The 17,682-nt window shown below is 63.6% G+C and carries 15 protein-coding genes and 8 tRNA genes; 16 read left to right on the top strand and 7 right to left on the bottom strand.

Features of this window, described 5'->3' with window-relative positions; translation table 11 throughout:
• The first annotated feature begins 150 nt into the window (after positions 1-150).
• From efp to GAU_RS10815, 13 genes are all read left to right on the top strand, one after another.
• The gene (gene efp / locus GAU_RS10875) at positions 151-717 is read left to right on the top strand and encodes an elongation factor P (protein ID WP_012683600.1); all 567 of its coding nucleotides are present in this window, start codon (positions 151-153) and stop codon (positions 715-717) included.
• 206 nt (positions 718-923) lie between these two features.
• A tRNA-His gene (locus GAU_RS10870) sits at positions 924-997 on the top strand.
• A gap of 49 nt (positions 998-1,046) precedes the next feature.
• A tRNA-Trp gene (locus GAU_RS10865) sits at positions 1,047-1,119 on the top strand.
• A 21-nt stretch (positions 1,120-1,140) separates the two neighbouring features.
• A tRNA-Glu gene (locus GAU_RS10860) sits at positions 1,141-1,213 on the top strand.
• A 32-nt stretch (positions 1,214-1,245) separates the two neighbouring features.
• Positions 1,246-1,317: transfer RNA gene (locus tag GAU_RS10855), tRNA-Glu, on the top strand.
• Between the two features lie 52 nt (positions 1,318-1,369).
• Positions 1,370-1,444: transfer RNA gene (locus GAU_RS10850), tRNA-Asp, on the top strand.
• Between the two features lie 60 nt (positions 1,445-1,504).
• Positions 1,505-1,586: transfer RNA gene (locus GAU_RS10845), tRNA-Leu, on the top strand.
• 37 nt (positions 1,587-1,623) lie between these two features.
• Positions 1,624-1,695 (top strand) — tRNA-Thr (locus GAU_RS10840).
• A 218-nt stretch (positions 1,696-1,913) separates the two neighbouring features.
• The gene (locus GAU_RS10835) at positions 1,914-2,738 is read left to right on the top strand and encodes an Ig-like domain-containing protein (RefSeq protein WP_231847918.1); all 825 of its coding nucleotides are present in this window, start codon (positions 1,914-1,916) and stop codon (positions 2,736-2,738) included.
• Between the two features lie 89 nt (positions 2,739-2,827).
• Positions 2,828-2,900 (top strand) — tRNA-Gly (locus GAU_RS10830).
• Positions 2,901-3,262: 362 nt separating this feature from the next.
• The gene (locus tag GAU_RS10820; RefSeq protein WP_012683598.1) at positions 3,263-4,873 is read left to right on the top strand and encodes a PAS domain-containing protein; all 1,611 of its coding nucleotides are present in this window, start codon (positions 3,263-3,265) and stop codon (positions 4,871-4,873) included.
• Positions 4,800-5,168 carry a cysteine-rich CWC family protein gene (locus GAU_RS22980; protein WP_083765591.1) on the top strand — a complete coding sequence of 123 codons (369 nt, stop codon included), beginning with the start codon at positions 4,800-4,802 and terminating at the stop codon, positions 5,166-5,168. Before GAU_RS10820 ends, GAU_RS22980 begins: the two co-directional genes overlap by 74 nt.
• 17 nt (positions 5,169-5,185) lie before the next feature.
• Complete coding sequence (locus tag GAU_RS10815; RefSeq protein WP_012683597.1) at positions 5,186-8,584, top strand: methylmalonyl-CoA mutase family protein; 3,399 nt, start codon at positions 5,186-5,188, stop codon at positions 8,582-8,584.
• A 90-nt stretch (positions 8,585-8,674) separates the two neighbouring features.
• Here GAU_RS10815 and GAU_RS20840 read toward each other — a convergent pair whose 3' ends face one another.
• Positions 8,675-9,553, bottom strand: a complete 879-nt coding sequence (locus tag GAU_RS20840; protein ID WP_012683596.1) for a LytR/AlgR family response regulator transcription factor — start codon at positions 9,551-9,553, stop codon at positions 8,675-8,677.
• 336 nt (positions 9,554-9,889) lie between these two features.
• Here GAU_RS20840 and GAU_RS10805 point away from each other — a divergent pair, with 336 nt between their 5' ends.
• Entirely contained in the window at positions 9,890-10,816 is a 927-nt protein-coding gene (locus GAU_RS10805; RefSeq protein ID WP_041265458.1) for a sialidase family protein, read from the top strand.
• Positions 10,817-10,910: 94 nt separating this feature from the next.
• Here GAU_RS10805 and GAU_RS22235 read toward each other — a convergent pair whose 3' ends face one another.
• Complete coding sequence (locus GAU_RS22235; protein ID WP_012683594.1) at positions 10,911-11,072, bottom strand: hypothetical protein; 162 nt, start codon at positions 11,070-11,072, stop codon at positions 10,911-10,913.
• Between the two features lie 340 nt (positions 11,073-11,412).
• Between GAU_RS22235 and GAU_RS10800 the strand changes: the two genes are divergently transcribed.
• A complete protein-coding gene (locus GAU_RS10800; protein ID WP_012683593.1) occupies positions 11,413-11,673 on the top strand; it encodes a type II toxin-antitoxin system VapB family antitoxin in 261 nt (86 codons plus the stop codon).
• Positions 11,670-12,062, top strand: a complete 393-nt coding sequence (locus tag GAU_RS10795) for a type II toxin-antitoxin system VapC family toxin (protein ID WP_012683592.1) — start codon at positions 11,670-11,672, stop codon at positions 12,060-12,062. Before GAU_RS10800 ends, GAU_RS10795 begins: the two co-directional genes overlap by 4 nt.
• Positions 12,063-12,096: 34 nt before the next feature.
• On the opposite strand, the gene GAU_RS20835 is transcribed toward GAU_RS10795, so the two are convergent.
• The 5 genes from GAU_RS20835 to GAU_RS10760 all read right to left on the bottom strand — a co-directional run bounded on the left by GAU_RS20835 (position 12,097) and on the right by GAU_RS10760 (position 17,672).
• Positions 12,097-13,626 (bottom strand): M56 family metallopeptidase, encoded by a 1,530-nt coding sequence (locus tag GAU_RS20835; protein ID WP_012683591.1) that lies wholly within the window; start codon positions 13,624-13,626, stop codon positions 12,097-12,099.
• Entirely contained in the window at positions 13,623-13,997 is a 375-nt protein-coding gene (locus tag GAU_RS10775; protein WP_012683590.1) for a BlaI/MecI/CopY family transcriptional regulator, read from the bottom strand. Before GAU_RS10775 ends, GAU_RS20835 begins: the two co-directional genes overlap by 4 nt.
• 115 nt (positions 13,998-14,112) lie before the next feature.
• The gene (locus tag GAU_RS10770; RefSeq protein ID WP_012683589.1) at positions 14,113-15,015 is read right to left on the bottom strand and encodes a hydroxypyruvate isomerase family protein; all 903 of its coding nucleotides are present in this window, start codon (positions 15,013-15,015) and stop codon (positions 14,113-14,115) included.
• Positions 15,016-15,059: 44 nt separating this feature from the next.
• Positions 15,060-16,136, bottom strand: a complete 1,077-nt coding sequence (locus GAU_RS10765) for a hypothetical protein (RefSeq protein ID WP_156798989.1) — start codon at positions 16,134-16,136, stop codon at positions 15,060-15,062.
• A gap of 30 nt (positions 16,137-16,166) precedes the next feature.
• Positions 16,167-17,672 (bottom strand): DUF4403 family protein, encoded by a 1,506-nt coding sequence (locus GAU_RS10760; RefSeq protein WP_169307662.1) that lies wholly within the window; start codon positions 17,670-17,672, stop codon positions 16,167-16,169.
• Positions 17,673-17,682: the final 10 nt, after the last annotated feature.

The following is a 17,682-nucleotide window of genomic DNA, read 5'->3' as shown; positions in this document are numbered from 1 at the left end:
GCGTGGTCCTTCGGCGCGCCGGTGGGGCTGTCACTTCCGGAGCGCGGTAGGACGCGCTATGTATCAAGGCTTGACTATCCGGGCTCTGGCTGAGACTGGTGTTCCGTCAGGCATTTTCACGTGGCATAACCTGTTCGCAGGTCGATCGATATGGCTTTTTCCGCAACCCAGATCCGTCGTGGCATGGTCCTCGTTTTCGAGGGAGATCCGTGCCGCGTCATCGAGTTCCGTCACCATACGCCGGGCAATCTGCGCGCGATGGTGCAGGCGAAGCTGAAGAATCTCCGCACCGGCTCCAACTTCGAACATCGTTTCCGTGCCGCGGATACGATCGTGAAGGCGGACATGGAAACGCACGAGCTGGAGTTCATGTATCAGGGTGGTGATACGTACCACTTCATGAACAGCGAGAACTACGACCAGCTCGAGCTCGACGACGAAGCGCTTGGCGACTCGGCACCGTGGATGCAGCCCGGCCTCAAGATTCTGGCCGAGTACTACAACGGGCGTCCGATCGGCATTCAGTTGCCGAACTCGTTGGTGTTCGAGATTGTCGAGACGGCGCCGGTGGTGCGTGGTGCCACGAAGACGGCGTCTTCGAAGCCGGCGAAGCTCGAAAACGGCGTGACGGTGAACGTGCCGGAATTCGTGGAGCAGGGGACCCGTGTGCGCGTGAATCCGAGCACCGGTGAGTATCTCGATCGCGCGAAGGACTGATCACATCGGTGATCTCGTGGTGCGTGGATATTTCGTGAACGTTTTGCGCAATTTCCTTCGCACCACCGCTTGAAATCGATCGTTCGACCGGTTACCGTTTGCGTCTCCCGGGGAATGCGCCGCTCGACGGTGTGGACCAACGGGAGTGCCGATTGTGCTGAAACGACTGGGATCTCGTTCCCGGTGCCGCTGCTCGATCGTCCATGGTGGCCGTAGCTCAATCGGTTAGAGCACCGGATTGTGGTTCCGGGGGTTGCGGGTTCGATTCCCGTCGGTCACCCTGAGTCACACAGTATCACTGGGGGGCGCGAAGCACTGCCGCCCACCGGAGGTCCGTAGCTCAATTGGTAGAGCACCGGTCTCCAAAACCGGCGGTTGGGGGTTCGATTCCCTCCGGGCCTGTCTAGGATGTGTTGGGCGTTTGGCGGTATCGTCTAGGGGACTAGGACACGGCCCTCTCAAGGCTGGAACACGGGTTCGAATCCCGTTACCGCTACTGAAGGTGCTGGGTACGGTCGGAGTTCCAACGGCTCCATCGTCTATCGGTTAGGACGCGACCCTTTCAAGGTCGAGAGACGGGTTCGACTCCCGTTGGAGCTATCGGCTCAGTATGAGTCGTGTAGGACGCAGGTGCAGGTGGTGTATCGGTGTTGGGGGCGTAGCTCAGTTTGGTTAGAGCACTCGACTGTCACTCGAGAGGTCGCGGGTTCGAGCCCCGTCGCTCCCGTAGTTGTATGGGCTCAGTACGTGTAGTCGTAGGTTCTCGGTCTGTTCGGCCGAGCCCCTCGCCCTGGTGGTGAAATTGGTAGACACGCCATCTTGAGGGGGTGGTGCCGAAAGGCTTCGCGGTTCGAGTCCGCGCCAGGGCATGGTCCGTTGTACGCGGTGAGTTGGGTTTCACCGTATGCCACAGTAGCTCAGTGGTAGAGCACCCGATTCGTAATCGGGCGGTCATCGGTTCAATCCCGATCTGTGGCTCTTATCGAGGTTGCATCAAGTACCTCGCGATTCCGAAAAGGCGCCCAACGGCGCCTTTTCGTTTTTGTGGGATCTGCGGTCGCGACGCAGGGGTGGTCGATCTGTGTCTGTTGGGCGTAGGGGAGACGCGCCCGCGTGTGTCAGCGCAGTGACCCCGTTGCATCCGCCCGGGTATTCTGGGGTACGTGTTCCGCGTGCAGGCCCCTGCTGATGATCGAATGCCCCGTGCCTCTAGTTCGGAGACGCTGATGTCGTTGTCGTGCAAACCGCAGTCGTTCAAGCCACTGGCCGCCACGTCGTCGCCATCTGGGTCGCCATCTGGGTCGCCATCGGGGTCGCCATCGGGGTCGCCTCGTCGGGCCGCTACACGGCTCGCGGTCCTCTGCGCTCTTGGCATTGCCGGCATGGTCGGTGTCAGTGCCTGTGGGAGCAGCGAGTCGGTGGCCAGCAATGGCCCCGTGGCCACGACGATCGTGGCCACACCAGCCACGGACAGCCAGCGCGCCGGCGTGACCACCACCTTGGCGAGTCCGATCGGTGCTCTGGTGCGTGACCAGAACGGTGCCTTGCTCGAAGGCGCTCCGGTCGCGTGGGCCGTGTTGTCCGGTGGTGGGTCCGTCAGCCTCGGAATCTCTGCCTCGGCGGCCAACGGGGAAGCTGCGACCGTGTGGACCCTCGGCCGCACGGCCGGTGTGCAGCGGGTGACCGCGACGCTGGTGAGTGGCGTGTCCGACACCATCATTGCCATCGGCACGGCCGGCGCCGCGGCGGTGTTTGCACTGGTCGATGGCGACAACCAAACGGTGACGGTCGGGCAGACCAGTGCGCCGCTGCAGGTGCGGGCGCTCGATCAGTACGGCAATGTGGTGCCGTCGCTGGCCGTCACCTGGAGCACCACGGCGGGGACACTGAGCGCCCTGCAGAACACCACCGGAACCAATGGCGTGGCCTCGGTCACGCTGCAGCCGGCGATGGGTGCGCAGGTCGTGACCGCGCGTCTGGCCACCGGTGCGTCGCTGACGTTCAACGTGCGCGGTCAGTAGTCGTCGTCGCACACGGCATCCCCTTACTTCGGTCTCACGCGACCACTAAGTTGCGTTGACGTGACGGCCGCAGGGCTGCCGTGTTGTTTGCGGGTGTAATTCAGTTGGTAGAATGCCAGCTTCCCAAGCTGGACGTCGCCGGTTCGAGTCCGGTCGCCCGCTCTGTGTCTTTCCGTATCACCAGTGTTTGCGTGTGTCGTGCTGAACGGTGTCGGTGCCCTCGGGGCCGACACCGTTTTTTTTTTATTGCTGCCCTTCGTGGAGAATATGGCCCCTAAGGGGTGCTTGACGGGTTTTGTCGCATACGCAATACATGTACCAGAGAACATGTGCGCCCATGTGGCGACTCGCCTCCTCGCGGAAGTCGAGTGTCCAGCGGGTCTTGCCGTCGACGTGACCGTGTCCAGCACCGCGCAGCAATCACTGCACGGCGCGCTGTCAGTCTGTGGTTAGGGCCAATCGTCGACGTCCGCCGATTCATCGGCTGCCGGCTGCGCACAATCCCCTCGGTGATGGGAGGTTGAGTGACCATAGGCAGCGATCGCAACATGGAGCTGGAAGAGGCGCTCGAGATGGCCGCGCGCGATCGACCGCCTCTGCAACACGCCAGAGATTTCCAGTCGTTTGCGGTCCTCGAGCAGATGGTGCGGATGCTGCCGCATGGCATTCTGGTGGTGAGTGACAGTCACGGTGTCGAGTTCGCCAATCAGGCGTTTTGCGATCTGTACGGCCTCATGATTCCCCCCGCCGCCCTCTTGGGGCACTCCGCATCGGACATCCTGCAGATGATCCGCTCGCGCTGGTTCGATCCGCTCTACGAGCAGCAGCGCGTGCGTGACTGGCAGGCCCGTAGCCGGGCGCGACGCAGCATGGAGGTGGTGCTCACCGACGGGCGTGTCATCGCGATGGACTGGACGCCCCTGCAGGTGGATGGTCGCATCAACTGCCGGGTGTGGCACAACTACGACGTCACCGAACGCAAGCATCTCGAATCGATGCTGCGGGAGCGGGAGGTCGACTTCCGGGTGATGGTGGAAGGCACGCCCATGATTGTGCTGCTCTCCGAAGGGGAAGAGCAGACCACGGTCACCGTCAACAGCCACCTCACCGAGATTCTCGGATACACGGCGGCCGATTTCTCCGACGCAGCCTCCTGGTGGCCGCTGGCTTATCCGGACCCGGTGTATCGCGCCAAGGTGGCAAACGATTGGACGGCGCGTGTGAATGCGGCCATACGCACGCAGGGACGTATCGAGCCCATGGAAACGCGGGTGACGTGTGCCGATGGGTCGGTGAGGGACATCGAGTGGGGCTTTCTCTCGGTGGGAAAGCGGAACGTGGTGTACGGAGTCGATCGCACGCCGCGCCGCGATGCCGAGCGGGAACGGGCTCGTCTCGAGACCCTCACCCACCATCTCGAACGCTCGCAAAGCCTCGATCGCATGGCGGGGGCTATTGCCCACCACTTCAACAACCAGCTCCATGTGGTCATGCTGTCGCTGCACATCGCGGCGGATGAACTCCCGCGGCTGACCGAAGTCACCCGACTGATCGATTCGGCGCGTCAGGCCGCCGCCAATGCCGCGGAAGTGAGCACCAAGTTGCTCACTTACCTGGGACTGTCGCATGCCACCATGAAGTCGCTCGACATGGCGGATATCTGTCGACGCATGGTGCCCATTCTGCAGGCTTCCGCGCCGGCCGGTGTCCGGCTCACCACCTCCTTGCCCACCTCGGTACCGAAAGTCACCGCCAGCGAAGCCCAGTTGCAGCAAGCCCTGCTCGCCTTGCTGTCGAATGCCTGGGAATCGGCGCGTGTCACGCCGCACGAGATCGAAATCGCCGTGGAAATGGTGGACGGCCGCGAGGTGCCGAACACACACATCTTCCCCCGCGATTTTGTGCCGCAGTCCGGTCGGTACGTCTGCGTGCGGGTCACCGATCGGGGGGTTGGCATCGAAGCGCCGGACATCGATCGGATTTTTGATCCGTTTTACACCACCAAGTTTGTGGGCCGGGGGCTGGGGCTCCCGATGACGCTGGGGATCGCCCGGACCCACGATGCGGCGATCCATGTGGAGAGCGTACCGGGGCAGGGGAGTGTTTTCCGGATGTATCTCCCCACCTCTGGCTGACGCCGCGACCTCTTCAGCATCCCGGGGCCGACAACGTAAAGGGAGTGTGTCCTTTCCTCCCGCCCTGTCCACGGATCCACGCCGCTGCCCCTCCTGCGGCGTGGAGAACGGGTGCACCATGGCGGCCGGCGCGTGTGATGCGTCGGCCTGCTGGTGCAGCCGGGCAGTGGCTTATCTTCCGGGGTTGCTGACAACCGAACGTCCAGCCCCTTCTGCCGCGCCAGAACCGATGTCCTGCTACTGCGAACCGTGCCTGTCGGCCATTCGCGCACGCGGGGCGACCCGGCTCTCCTGATATCAGGTCCAATCCTCATGGCGACAACGATCTCTCCTGCTCCCCAGTCCCGGCCCGCGCCGACGGATTCGGGCATCTATTCGGCCCAGCACAAGATCCGGATCGTGACGGCCGCGTCCCTGTTCGACGGCCACGATGCCGCGATCAATGTGATGCGACGCATCATCCAGGCGAGCGGCGCCGAGGTCATTCACCTCGGACATGATCGCTCGGTGGACGAGGTCGTGAACTGTGCGATCCAGGAAGACGTCAACGCGATTGCGATGACGTCGTACCAGGGTGGGCATGTCGAGTACCTCAAGTACATGCACGACCGGCTGCAGGAGGCGGGTTGCGGGCACATCCGCATCTTCGCGGGCGGTGGTGGGGTGATTCTGCCCGACGAGATCGCCGAGTTGCATGCGTACGGCATCGAACACGTGTACTCGCCGGACGATGGGCGTGCGATGGGGCTGCAGGGCATGATCAATGACCTCCTGCGTCGCTGCGATTTCCCGACGGGCCGCGATGTCACGCAGGACGATGTGGAGAAGGCCGCCGGGCGTGATGCCCGTTCCATCGGACGCCTCATTTCCGCCGCCGAAAACTTCCGCGACGAACATCTGGGATTGTTCGACCAGATCCGCGCCGATGCGGCCACGCGTCGTACACCGGTGTTGGGCATCACGGGCACCGGTGGTGCGGGCAAGTCGTCGTTGGTGGATGAACTGGTGCGTCGCTACCTGCTGGATTTCAGCGACAAGACCATCGGCATCATCTCGGTGGATCCGTCCAAGCGCAAGACGGGTGGTGCGTTGCTCGGTGATCGCATCCGCATGAACGCGATCAACAATCCACGTGTCTACATGCGCTCGCTGGCCACACGTCAGGCCAACCTCGCGTTGTCGTCGTATGTGCAGGACGCCGTAGCGGTCCTCAAGATGGCAGGCTTCGACCTGATCATCCTGGAAACGGCGGGTATCGGTCAGTCGGACACGGCCATCACGAACCACTCCGATGTTGCGCTGTACGTGATGACGCCCGAGTATGGTGCGGCCACGCAGCTCGAAAAGATCGACATGCTCGACTTCGCCGATGTGGTCGCGCTGAACAAGTTCGACAAGCGTGGCGCACTGGATGCACTGCGTGATGTGCGCAAGCAGTATCAGCGCAATCATCGGCAGTTCGATCGCGCCGTGGATCAGATGCCCGTGGTGGGCACGATCGCGTCGCAGTTCAACGATCCGGGCACCACGCGTCTCTATCGCACGTTGATGGATCGCATCGCGGAGAAGTGCCAGGCGCCGTTGCGGTCACAGCTCGATGCCGGTGACGACGAGTCGGAGAAGATCAACATCATCCCGCCCGAGCGCGTGCGCTATCTCGCTGAGATCAGCGAGTCGGTGCGTCGCTACAATGCCTGGGTGGGCACGCAGTCGGACGTGGCCAACAAGCTGCAGGCGCTTACCGAAGCCGAGCGGTTGGTCGAAGACAATGCGGCCATCGCCGACGCCAAGGACAAGATCGGTCTCAAGCTCGATGGCGAGAATCGTCGCATCCTCGAGCAGTGGCCCACGCAGCATCAGCGGTACGACGGCAACACGTTCACGTACCAGGTGCGCGGCAAGGACATCACGGTGCCGCTCACCACGGAATCGTTGTCGCACCAGCAGGTGCCCAAGGTGGCGTTGCCATCGTACCAGGGGTGGGGCGATGTGCTGCGCTGGGTGCTGCAGGAGAATGTGCCGGGTGAGTTCCCGTTCACCGCGGGTGTGTTCCCGTTCAAGCGCGAAGGTGAAGACCCCACGCGCATGTTTGCCGGTGAAGGGGGACCGGAGCGTACGAACCGTCGTTTCCACTACGTGTCGCAGGGGCAGCCGGCGCATCGCCTGTCCACCGCCTTCGACTCGGTGACGCTGTACGGCAACGATCCGGCCACACGGCCCGACATCTACGGCAAGATCGGCAACTCCGGTGTGTCCATCTGCTGCCTCGACGACGCCAAGAAGCTGTACTCCGGCTTCGATCTCGCGGATGCGAAGACGTCGGTGTCGATGACGATCAACGGCCCGGCGCCGATGCTCACCGGCTTCTTCATGAACGCGGCCATCGATCAGCAGTGCGAGAAGTACATCCGGGCCGAAGGACTCGAAGCGGAGGTGAACGCGAAGATCGAGGCGCACTTCGCGTCGGTGGGACAGGCGCGCCCGACCTACGCGGGACCGCTGCCGGCCGGCAACGATGGCCTGGGCCTCATGTTGCTGGGCGTGACGGGCGACATGGTACTGCCGGCCGAGGTGTATGATCGCATCAAGCGGGAAACGATCACGAAGGTGCGTGGTACGGTGCAGGCCGACATCCTGAAGGAAGATCAGGCGCAGAACACCTGCATCTTCTCCACCGAGTTTTCGCTCAAGCTGATGGGCGATGTGCAGGAGTACTTCACGAAGAACGACGTGCGGAATTTCTATTCCGTGTCGATCTCGGGCTATCACATCGCCGAGGCCGGAGCTACTCCGGTGTCGCAGTTGGCGTTCACGCTGGCCAACGGCTTCACATACGTGGAGTACTACCTCGCGCGAGGCCTGCCCATCGACAGCTTTGCGCCGAACCTGTCGTTCTTCTTCTCGAATGGTACCGACCCCGAGTACGCCGTGATCGGTCGTGTGGCGCGGCGTATCTGGGCCAAGGCGCTCAAGCTGCGCTACGAGGGTGCGCCACGGTCGCAGATGCTCAAGTACCACGTGCAGACCAGCGGACGGTCGTTGCACGCGCAGGAAATTTCGTTCAACGACATTCGCACCACGCTGCAGGCGCTGTACGCCATCTTCGACAATTGCAATTCGCTGCACACGAACGCCTACGACGAAGCCATCACCACGCCCACCGAAGAGAGTGTGCGTCGTGCGATGGCCATTCAGTTGATCATCAATCACGAGTTCGGGCTCGCGAAGAACCAGAATCCCATCCAGGGATCGTTCATCATCGAGAAGCTGACCGACCTGGTGGAAGAGGCCGTGCTGCAGGAATTCGATCGGATCAGCGAGCGTGGTGGCGTGCTGGGTGCCATGGAGACCATGTACCAGCGCGGCAAGATCCAGGAAGAATCGCTGTACTACGAGACGCTGAAGCACACCGGTGAGTTGCCGGTGATCGGCGTGAACACCTTCCTGTCGGCCGACGGCTCACCCACGATGTTGCCGAAGGAAGTGATCCGCTCCACGACCGAGGAGAAGGAACAGCAGATCGGCACGGCGCAGGCGGTGCAGGCGCGCAATGCGGAAAAGGGCAAGGCGGCACTCGAACGCCTGCGCAAGGCGGCACTGCGCAATGGCAATCTGTTCGAGGAACTCATGGAAACGACCAAGGTGTGCACGCTGGGACAGATCAGTCAGGCGTTGTTCACCGTGGGTGGCCAGTATCGTCGCAACATGTAACAGCCATTGACGCCAACCGGCGGCCATGACACAAACGGCGGGCACTCTCTGGAGTGGCCCGCCGTTTTGTCGAAGCGCCCCTGCGCGCCGTCAGTTGGAGGGGCCGAGGTTCAGGCGCAACAGGCGACGGCCATCACGACTGACCGGCGCGATGGCGCCCGAGCGCAGTACGACGGTGGCCCCGCGATCTCGTGGCGATCGCAGCTCCACGACCTGATCGACCGCAACCACGATGGATCGGTGCACACGCACAAACCGATGCGGATCGAGCATGGCGGCCAATTGACCCAACGGAATGCGTGCGATGATCGGCCGCTGATCGGCTGGCTGGTCCATCAGATGCAATCGCACGTAATTCCCATCGGCTTCACACCACGCGATGGAGGCTGTTGGCACCACCAGCTGACTCTCCCCCACCCGGACAGTGATGTGCGAAGGGAACGTGGCAGAGGTGTCGGCAGAAGTGTCGGCTGGGCGAGCGTCGGATGGTGACGAGGCGGTGTGCGCCTGCGGGGCCGCCTCGGCGCGCAGGCGCAGCACCAGGAGCAGCATGCAGAAGAGCGTCCCCGGACCCAGCCAGCGCAACCAATAGTCGCGGGCCCGCACCATGAAAGACCGCTCGGCGATCCATTCCGGCGGCGCGAGGGTCGGGATCCAAGGATCGATCGCGGCGCGTAGTGCGCCAGCCACAGCGATGACGAGCATCGTGCCGACGACTGCGATCAACGCACCCATGATGCGTCGATGGCGAACACGGTCAGACCAGCGACGCAAGGCGAAGAGGGCCGGCATCAGCGCGAGGCCCCACGCGGCGACGGTGGCCAACGACCACGCGAAGGCCATGGGCGTTGGGGTGTGCCTCCCCGTGGCGCCGTGCAGGATCAGCGTCTGGGTCGTGATCAGCACGATGGCCAGCACCCCCAGTTGCATGAGGTGCGGCCATCGCGCGATGGCGGTCAGGGCACGCATGGGGATTCGCTCAGGTGTGGTTCGGTGCTCATGTGGGCGGCGGTCCCATGACCAATGGCAACATGGGGACACCCGCCCCATAAAACAGCGGATTCGTCACCGTGCGGTTGTCGAGAATCTGTGAGGTCGGAATGATGCGCTCCACTCCTGGGCGTCGGCCACGGTACGCGGACAGGGTACGCGGACACGGTACGTCGATGGTCAGGGGAATGGATGCGACTCTTCACCTCCAACCATCGGCTCGTGATCCAACTCTACTCCGCTGACCGCGCACGGGTTGCACGTGCGGGGCACGCATGGCGGCGATCGATACTCCCGGCGTTGGCGGTCGGGCTCATGGCCTGCCACCGCGCCGCCTGGCCGGATGTCACGCTGGCCACTCCGGCATCGGGTACGATCGAGCGGCTGGTCGCCCCGGGCATTCTTTCGCGGGATCGTGAGTTCATCGTGGCCCTCTCACTGGACGGCCGCGAAGCGGTGCTGTCGCGCCGCACATTTTCCGGCCCTCAATTCGAGCGCCACATCCAGCTCGTCCATGCGTCACGCACCGGTAGGACTTGGGAGATCCCCAAACCGTTCACCTGGGCAGACACGTCTGCACTCGAGATCGATCCGGTGGTGGTGCCCCGTACCGGGGACCTGTTGTTCAACTCCACGCGCGCGGCCGTCGGTCGGGCGGCCAACCGGTCTGATTTTGACATCTGGCTCGCCCCGCGTACGGTGGGCGGCTGGGGTGCGCCACATCGGCTGGAGGCACCGATCAACGGTCCGGACGACGACTACTTCGCCACCGTGAGCTGCCGCGGCACGCTCTACTTTGCGCGTGCGGCTGCCGGGCCGCCGCGCAAATCGGTCATCATGCGCGCCCGTTCGCTCGATGCCGGAGGCTACGCAGCGCCGGAAACGCTGTCAGTGGTCAACACCACAGGTCGGGCGAGCAATGCGGCTATCGCGGCGGACGAATCGCTGATCATTCTCGTGGACCAGCGCTCCGACGGCTTGGGTGATTCCGACCTGTACGTGAGCCGCCGGGCAGGGGAGTCGTGGACGGAACCGATGCCATTGCGAGCGGTGAACACGGCGGCCGCAGAGTTCGCGCCCGCATTTTCGCCGGACGGCGAATGGCTTTTCTTTGCGCGCATGCAGCGGGGAGCCGCCGGTGGACCGCCCATTGTGGCGGAAAACGTGTATGCGATCCGCCTCCGTGATGCGCTCCCACCGGACATCCCGCTCCCTTCGCGCAGCCCGGCGCATTGCGACTGACCGTGTCGATCGGGATGGTCGACGGGTGGTTGGGGGACGCCGGCATGGCGCCCCCCACGCTGCGAGCTCGGTCGGAGAAACACACGGTCTCCGTTCACGGCGCACCGTCCGCCTGTTCACGAAAGTCCGGATGATCCCGCATGGCCGCCGGTGCCGCGGCATGTGGTGCCCGTTCCACGAACGGCGATTTCTGGTACTCGGCGTGCTGGTGACTGCGGGTGGTCGGCTGTTTGGTGCGATCGAATGGCATGAACATCGGAACCTCCGGATATGAAGAAGGCCCCTCCTGGGAGGGGCCTGCCGGAAACTCCGACCAGGTCGCCCCTCCCGAACGTGATCGGGAGAGGCGGCGATGGCGTCACATGGCGACGATGCGGCTCAGCTCTCCCGGGGTGCGTACGACAAGAATCGTCGTAACCAGAATGGCTACGACGACCGCAAGGGGCCGGCTAAGTCGCGTCGGGGACATGGTGGGCGCGTTCATCTTTTTCTAGTCTCGGCACGAAGGTCGCCGTTGTCAATACGGTTTCCTGAAAATCATGAAACAGAAGAATCCGGCTCTTGTGTAATGGAAGATATGGTTGAACACTTCTTCAATGGCCATCAATATCAAGAGTCCGGAAGCGGAAAAGCTTGTGCGCGAACTCGCCGAGCTGACGGGAGAGAGCATCACTGACGCGATACAACACGCTGTCCGTGAAAGACTTACGCGTGAACGTCTGAGAAAGCTTGGAGCCGTCGAGCGGTCCTGGTCTCGGGTGCAACGCATTCAGGAGCGCATCGCGGGAGGCGCGGCCGCCAGCGACGTCACCACCGAATCCGTGATCGGATACGACGATCAGGGGGTGGCCCGATGATCCTGACCACGTCTTCGTTGGTCGCACTCTGGCGGAATACGGCCGAGGCGTCCGCATTGCACACGGCGATCATGCGGTCACCCATGCGGCTCATTTCTGCGGCGACGGTGGTCGAAGCGGCCATGGTGCTCATGGGGGAGCGGCGCGGTGGCAGTGATCTGGAGCTCGATGCGTTGCTGCGGGAGCTCGAGGTCACGGTGGTGCCGTTCACGGAAGACCATGCGCACCGGGCGAGAGAAGCTGCCCGCACCTATGGCCGAGGACGCCATGCGGCTGGTCTCACATTTGGCGATTGCATTGCCTACGCGCTGGCGGGAGCGACGGGAGAGCCCGTGCTCGGTGCGGGCGATCAGTTCACACGCACCGATATCGAACGCGTCGCGATCTGACCGGCTCGCATTGGCGAGCCGGCCGGCGCCCTGTCTACTTCTTCGTGAGCACGCGAATCACGCCGTTGGCGCCATCGGCACCGTACTGTGCGATCGCGGCCTGACCCTTCACGATCTCCACGCTTTCGATGGTGCTGGGATCGAGCTTGCTGAGGGCGGTTTCGGTGCTGCGCTTACCGTTCAGGATGACGATGCCGTCGAACGGCTTCCGGTTCCCCGTCGCAAAACCGTTCCCAGGCGCGGCGGTGGGACGGTCGGCGACGATCAGGCCCAATGAGTCTGGACGACGAAGGCGGATCTGGGACGTCTGACCGGAAGCCCGGGCCGCAGAATCTGAACGGACCACGAAAATCTGCTGCTTGCCGTCCTGCTTGCGCACATCGATGGTGGCGATGCGGTCGGCGCTGAGCCCCGTGGCTTCATCCCGGTCGACACGCTTGCCATCGATGTAATACTCGGCGGAGGCTTCATCGAGCGTCACGACGCGACCGATCTGCTGCTCGGCTTTCGCGACATCCATGGCTTGCAACTCCGCCGCGGTTGGCAGTTCGGTGCCACAGGCGGCGAGCGCGCCCACGGCCCCGAGTCCCACAACGGACAGGCGGCGGAGGACGAGGAACCTGGTCGTGCGTGCGGTCATGGTACGGAGTCTCCGTTCGAGGTGGGAAGCGCGATACGAGAAAGCCGTTGCCGACATCGGCATCGCGGCCGGGTTGCCGAGCATCGAAGGCTCGGCGGAGAGATCAATGAGCAGTTTGCCGTAGCTGCGCGCGGACACTCCGTGTGCCAGCACGCGGGCGTCACAATCGAGCTCGATGGCGAGGCGCAAGCGGGACAGCATGTACCACACCGCGAGATTCCAGGGCAGCAGGATCGCGGTGCCACATGCCGCCAGCAACAGGAGCGGGTCGCGGGCTTCGATGTGCGACTGTTCGTGCCGCACGACCAACGCCTGTTCTTCGCGCTCGCGGGAGAGCAACCACTCGGGCACGGCGATGCGTGGGGCCATCACACCAAAGACCACCGGGCCACTGACTGCACAGACATGTACCGGCACACCGTGCAGGCTCACGCGGGTTGCGTCACGGAGCACGCGTGATTGACGCCGATAGCTGAATCCGAAGACCACGAGCAGGGTGAGCGAGGCGACGGGCCAGGCCAACACCAGCGCCCACTGTACAGCGATCGGCGCACGTGATGCGCGCCCGGCGCTCCACGTGGCGGCCGTTTGCAAGGTGGTTTCGGCGGAACGCGCGGCCGATTGTGTCGCGCGCATGGCCCGCTCGCTCCAAGTGAGCGATGCGGTGGCCTCGTCCGGACGTTCAACCAACGACAGGTTCGTCGTTGATCCGGATGCCGGTGCATTGTCTGCTTGCCGCAGCGGCAGTCCGATCGTCACCAGCAGCGTCAGGGCCAGGCTGGTGGCCCACACCAGTCGCGAGGGCAGTGCCTTGCGGGCCAGTGGTTGCGCCGCGAGTGCGAGCAGCAACAACACCGCGCCCACGATCGCGCTGGTGCCAGCCCATGCTGCCACGAGTCCGGCGGTCTGTGAGAGCGTCATCATGATTCGTCTCCCAGCCGTTCGGCGAGCATCGCGTGCATGCGCTCGAGTTCCGCGCGACTCAGTTTGCGGTCGCTGACCAGTTGCGCAAACATCCGCTCGGACGACCCCTGAAAGATGGCGTCGCGAATGCGGCTGATGGCGCTGTCACCGGCACGTTCGGCGGCGACGGTGGGGAAGTAGCGATAGGCGCGCCCTTCAGGTTCGTGGCGTACGTAGCCCTTGTCCTCGAGCGTCTGCAGGGCCGAGAGCACCGAGGTGTAGGCCAGGTCTTCGTCGAGGCCGGAGCGTACATCGGCGACCGTGGCGGAACCGAGTCGCCACAGCACGGCCATGACGGCGAGCTCTCTGGGGGGGAAGTGGTAGTCAGTCATCGGCGGGGAGAAAGCGTCATGTACTGAATTGTCCGTAGTATCTGGCCGCAGCTTCCGTTTGTCAACGGCTTTTTCAGTAGTTGGCGATATGCGAAGGCACGATCGGGGCGGCTGGTCAGACGGTGCAGAGCTCGACAGCTTCGCGCAGGGACGTCATGCCGTCGCGGCGCGGGATGAACTCGTGGGCGAACACGCCTTGATAGCCACTGCCGGCGATGTAGCTGGCGATGCCGCGATAGTTGAGCTCCTGGGCGTTGTCGATCTCGTTGCGCCCGGGCACGCCGGCGGTGTGAAAGTGGGCGATCCACGGCAGGTTGGCCTTGATGGTGGCCATCACGTCGCCCTCCATCACCTGCATGTGGTAGATGTCATACAACAACCGGAACGATGGACTGTTCAGGCCCTTGGCGACCTCCACGGCCCATGCCGTGTGGTCCGCGTGATAGTCCTTGTGATCCACTTTGCTGTTGAGCATTTCCATGCACAGCACCACGCCATGGCGTTCCGCAGTGGGCATGAGGCGGCGCAATCCGGTGATACAGTTGGCAATACCCTCCGCGTCGCTCAGCCCGGCGCGATTGCCACTGAATACCACGATCTTCTTCACACCGGCTGCTGCGGCGCGTGGGATGTAGTTCTCGCCATCGGCCACCAGCTTGTCGTGGTGGTCGACGCGATTGAACCCCACGGGGATGGCGCCGAAGCTGTTGCCCATGGTGCAGAGGAGGCCGTGCTGCGCAGGCACGCTCCATTCGTCCGGCCCAAGCAAGTCCACACCGACCAACCCGAGCGACTTCGCGGTCCCGCACAATTCCGCGATGGGGGTCTTGGAGAAACACCACCGGGCGACTGATTGATGCAGTCGCCCGGCGGGGAGTGATGGCGCGGAATGGTTGGTGCCTGCTGCGATGCCGGCGGCCGATAGCGGTGTCGTGCCGATGGCGGTGGCCACTGCCGAAAGGCCCAGTGCGGAGAGCGCATCGCGACGCGAGCGGGATGCCGGAGGAGACTGTTCCATCGCACGGGCCTCGGTGGGGAAACGGCGCGGGGCAGGGTGGGTGACTACTGAAGCTGGATGTACAGCGGCACCGGCCACAACCGCAAGATCGCTTCACGCGACGTACGCGGATTGTCGTTCTTGGGCTTGGTGAACTGCTTCCAGCCGGCGAACTGCACGGGCTCCTTCTTCACGTAGGAGTAGTACGAATCGCGCTTGAGCCACGGAGCTCCGAAGCCATCCATCTGGATGACCACCTGCACGCGCGGATCGAGTTTGATGTTCTTGTAGTTTGTGAGGCCACGCTGTGTAAAGCGATGTACCACAAGCACCTTGGGCGGCAGGTTGTGTTTCTCCACGAGGTTGCCGAGGAAGCGGATGGCCACGTTGATGTCCTCCGCGTCGTAGCTCCCCACGCGCTTGCCGGGAATGCCACCGGTGCGCTTCATGGCAAATTCGGGATCGATGCCGAGGTGCACATCAGGACGCATCAGGAACTTCTCGATCCACGGCAGCTCTTCCTGCAGGGTGCTGGTGCCGATTTGGATATCGAGAAACAGCACGGCATTCCGGCTCTTCGCCCAGCCGTACACCTTCTCGATCATCGCGCTGTCCATGCGCGTGCGATACTTGCCGCTGGGACCGGGATGTGGGTTGGCGACTTCAGCGATGAGATGCAATGCCGGCTGCACCGGCGTTTTGGGATCGAGCTTGTTCCACTCGGCCACTTCTTCGTCGAGCTTGCGCAGCATCTCCTGCGGTTCGAACTCGCCGAGGATACCCATGCGGGTGCTGAGCGGATTGCCGTAGAAGGCAATGATGCGCTTGTTGGGCAGCAGCGCGTTGGCCGCATACGTGGGCATCTTCGGCGGCCAGAGCGAATCCAGATCGCTACCGGTGCCACGGAATGCGAGATGTCGATCGCCGGCCTGTGATCCGAGGGCACCGGACGGACGACGTTTGGTCGTGTCCTGACTGGCCGTCGCGGGCTTCGGGGCAGCGGGTTTGGCGGACGCCGGTTTCGGGGGCGTGGGCGGAGCGCTCTGTGCGGCGGACGTATTGGGCGCCAACAGGGTCGCGCCGAGCGTCATGCCGAGCGCCGTCGTGAGTACGCGGCGCGCGGCCTGAGTAATATCGTGCATCGGGATATGCTGAAGGAAGAACGCTACAGACTAGCGTCGTGACGGCCCAGCACCAACCCCGCGACGGATCGGGCGGTCGATGTCGAGCGCGAGTTTTCCAGCCGCTTCAGCACGGATGACCAGCCATCGCGGATGCACGAGCACATCGATGAGACGACCCGTGGTTACCGTGCCCGATAGACGTACCCCTTCAGTGAGGTCACGGTTCAATGCGCCTTCCACTCGGTTCCGTGTGAGCTCCAGCGCATCGTCGAGCGGGAACTCGGCGCTCGCGCGCAGGCGTTCCAGCAGATCACCCTTCTTGAGCCAGGCCAGGCCGGCCACCAGGGCATCACTCGTGGCCACGTCGAAATCGAGATCGGCCACCACGAGCGCGCGACGGGTGTGATCGATGGTCGGAGTGCCCACGAGGTAGGCCGTGCCCCGTACGCCGCCGCCCACCTGGACGGCCAGCACCACCCGTCCATCGTCGAGCGGATACAGGCGCACGGAATCGATCGCCACCACACGACCGAAACGATAGAAACGCTTGGAGCCAAGCTGCTTCTGCATCAGGGCCGAGGCGTCTGCGTAGTCGAGCAACCCCTCGATAAAGAGGCGGGCACTGTCCCCGATCTGACTGAGGGCCGGTGTGAGCCGCGGCAGTGGCACGATCATCTGCTGCGGTTCCGGGCCAGTGATCATGCGAGGGTGTGCCCACAGACGCACATCGGCCACGAGCATGCTGTCCTCGATGGAGAGCTTGCCCAAGCGAATCAGTTCCGGCTTGAGTTGCAGCCACAGGCTATCGGTAACCCGAATGTTGCGCTGCATGGCGGTGAACCACTTGGTCACCCGGGTGCGCACATCGATGGTGGCCATTTTGCGGTCGACACGCGGCATGCGCGAATTGATTTGCGGCATCACCGCCTTGACCACGTGATCGGTGACATCGATGCCTGCAAAGGTCACGCGGCAGATGTCCCGTTCGGTCGTGGTGAGCGGTTTGACGGACACCACCCGTGTGCGCGCGGCCAGCTTCCATTCCGGTGTGAGCGACACGTCGCTGTGCAGCACCACCTTCACCCGCGGGCGCCCTTCATTGGTGCCGGCCTTTCCGTCCTTGTTGGTGTCTTTGGGCTCTCCACACCCCGCGCTCAGGGTGGGCCCGATGAAGGGGCGGTACCAGGCACGGGCCTGATACGACACGACCGCCTCGAGTACCACCTTGCCATTCTCCACCCCCACCGTGAACGGGGTACGCGTGGCTTCGAAGGCGATCAGCTTGCGATCACTGCCGGCCGGAATGCGCTTGTCACGATCACCAAAGGTGCGCGGTACCGCCTTTTCCAGTTCGGTGATCAATGGCTCGAGCGCGTAGCGTACTGGCGCGTCCACGACCGAAGCATCGAGCGTGGGCAGCGTGGGAATGATGCGGGTGCCTGGGCGGGACTTGGGCTGGTCAGGGGTGAGCGCGTCCGACCCGCAGCCGTAGAGCGCCGGGAGTGCGAGGAGCCACAACGTCATGCCCAGCATTCGCGCAGTGCGCTTGCTCACTGCGGGGACT

The sequence above is a fragment of the Gemmatimonas aurantiaca T-27 genome (assembly GCF_000010305.1).
In the GTDB taxonomy this organism is placed as follows: domain Bacteria; phylum Gemmatimonadota; class Gemmatimonadetes; order Gemmatimonadales; family Gemmatimonadaceae; genus Gemmatimonas; species Gemmatimonas aurantiaca.
The sequence above is the reverse complement of the archived record's forward strand: the minus strand, read 5'-3'. Positions and strand labels throughout refer to the sequence as shown.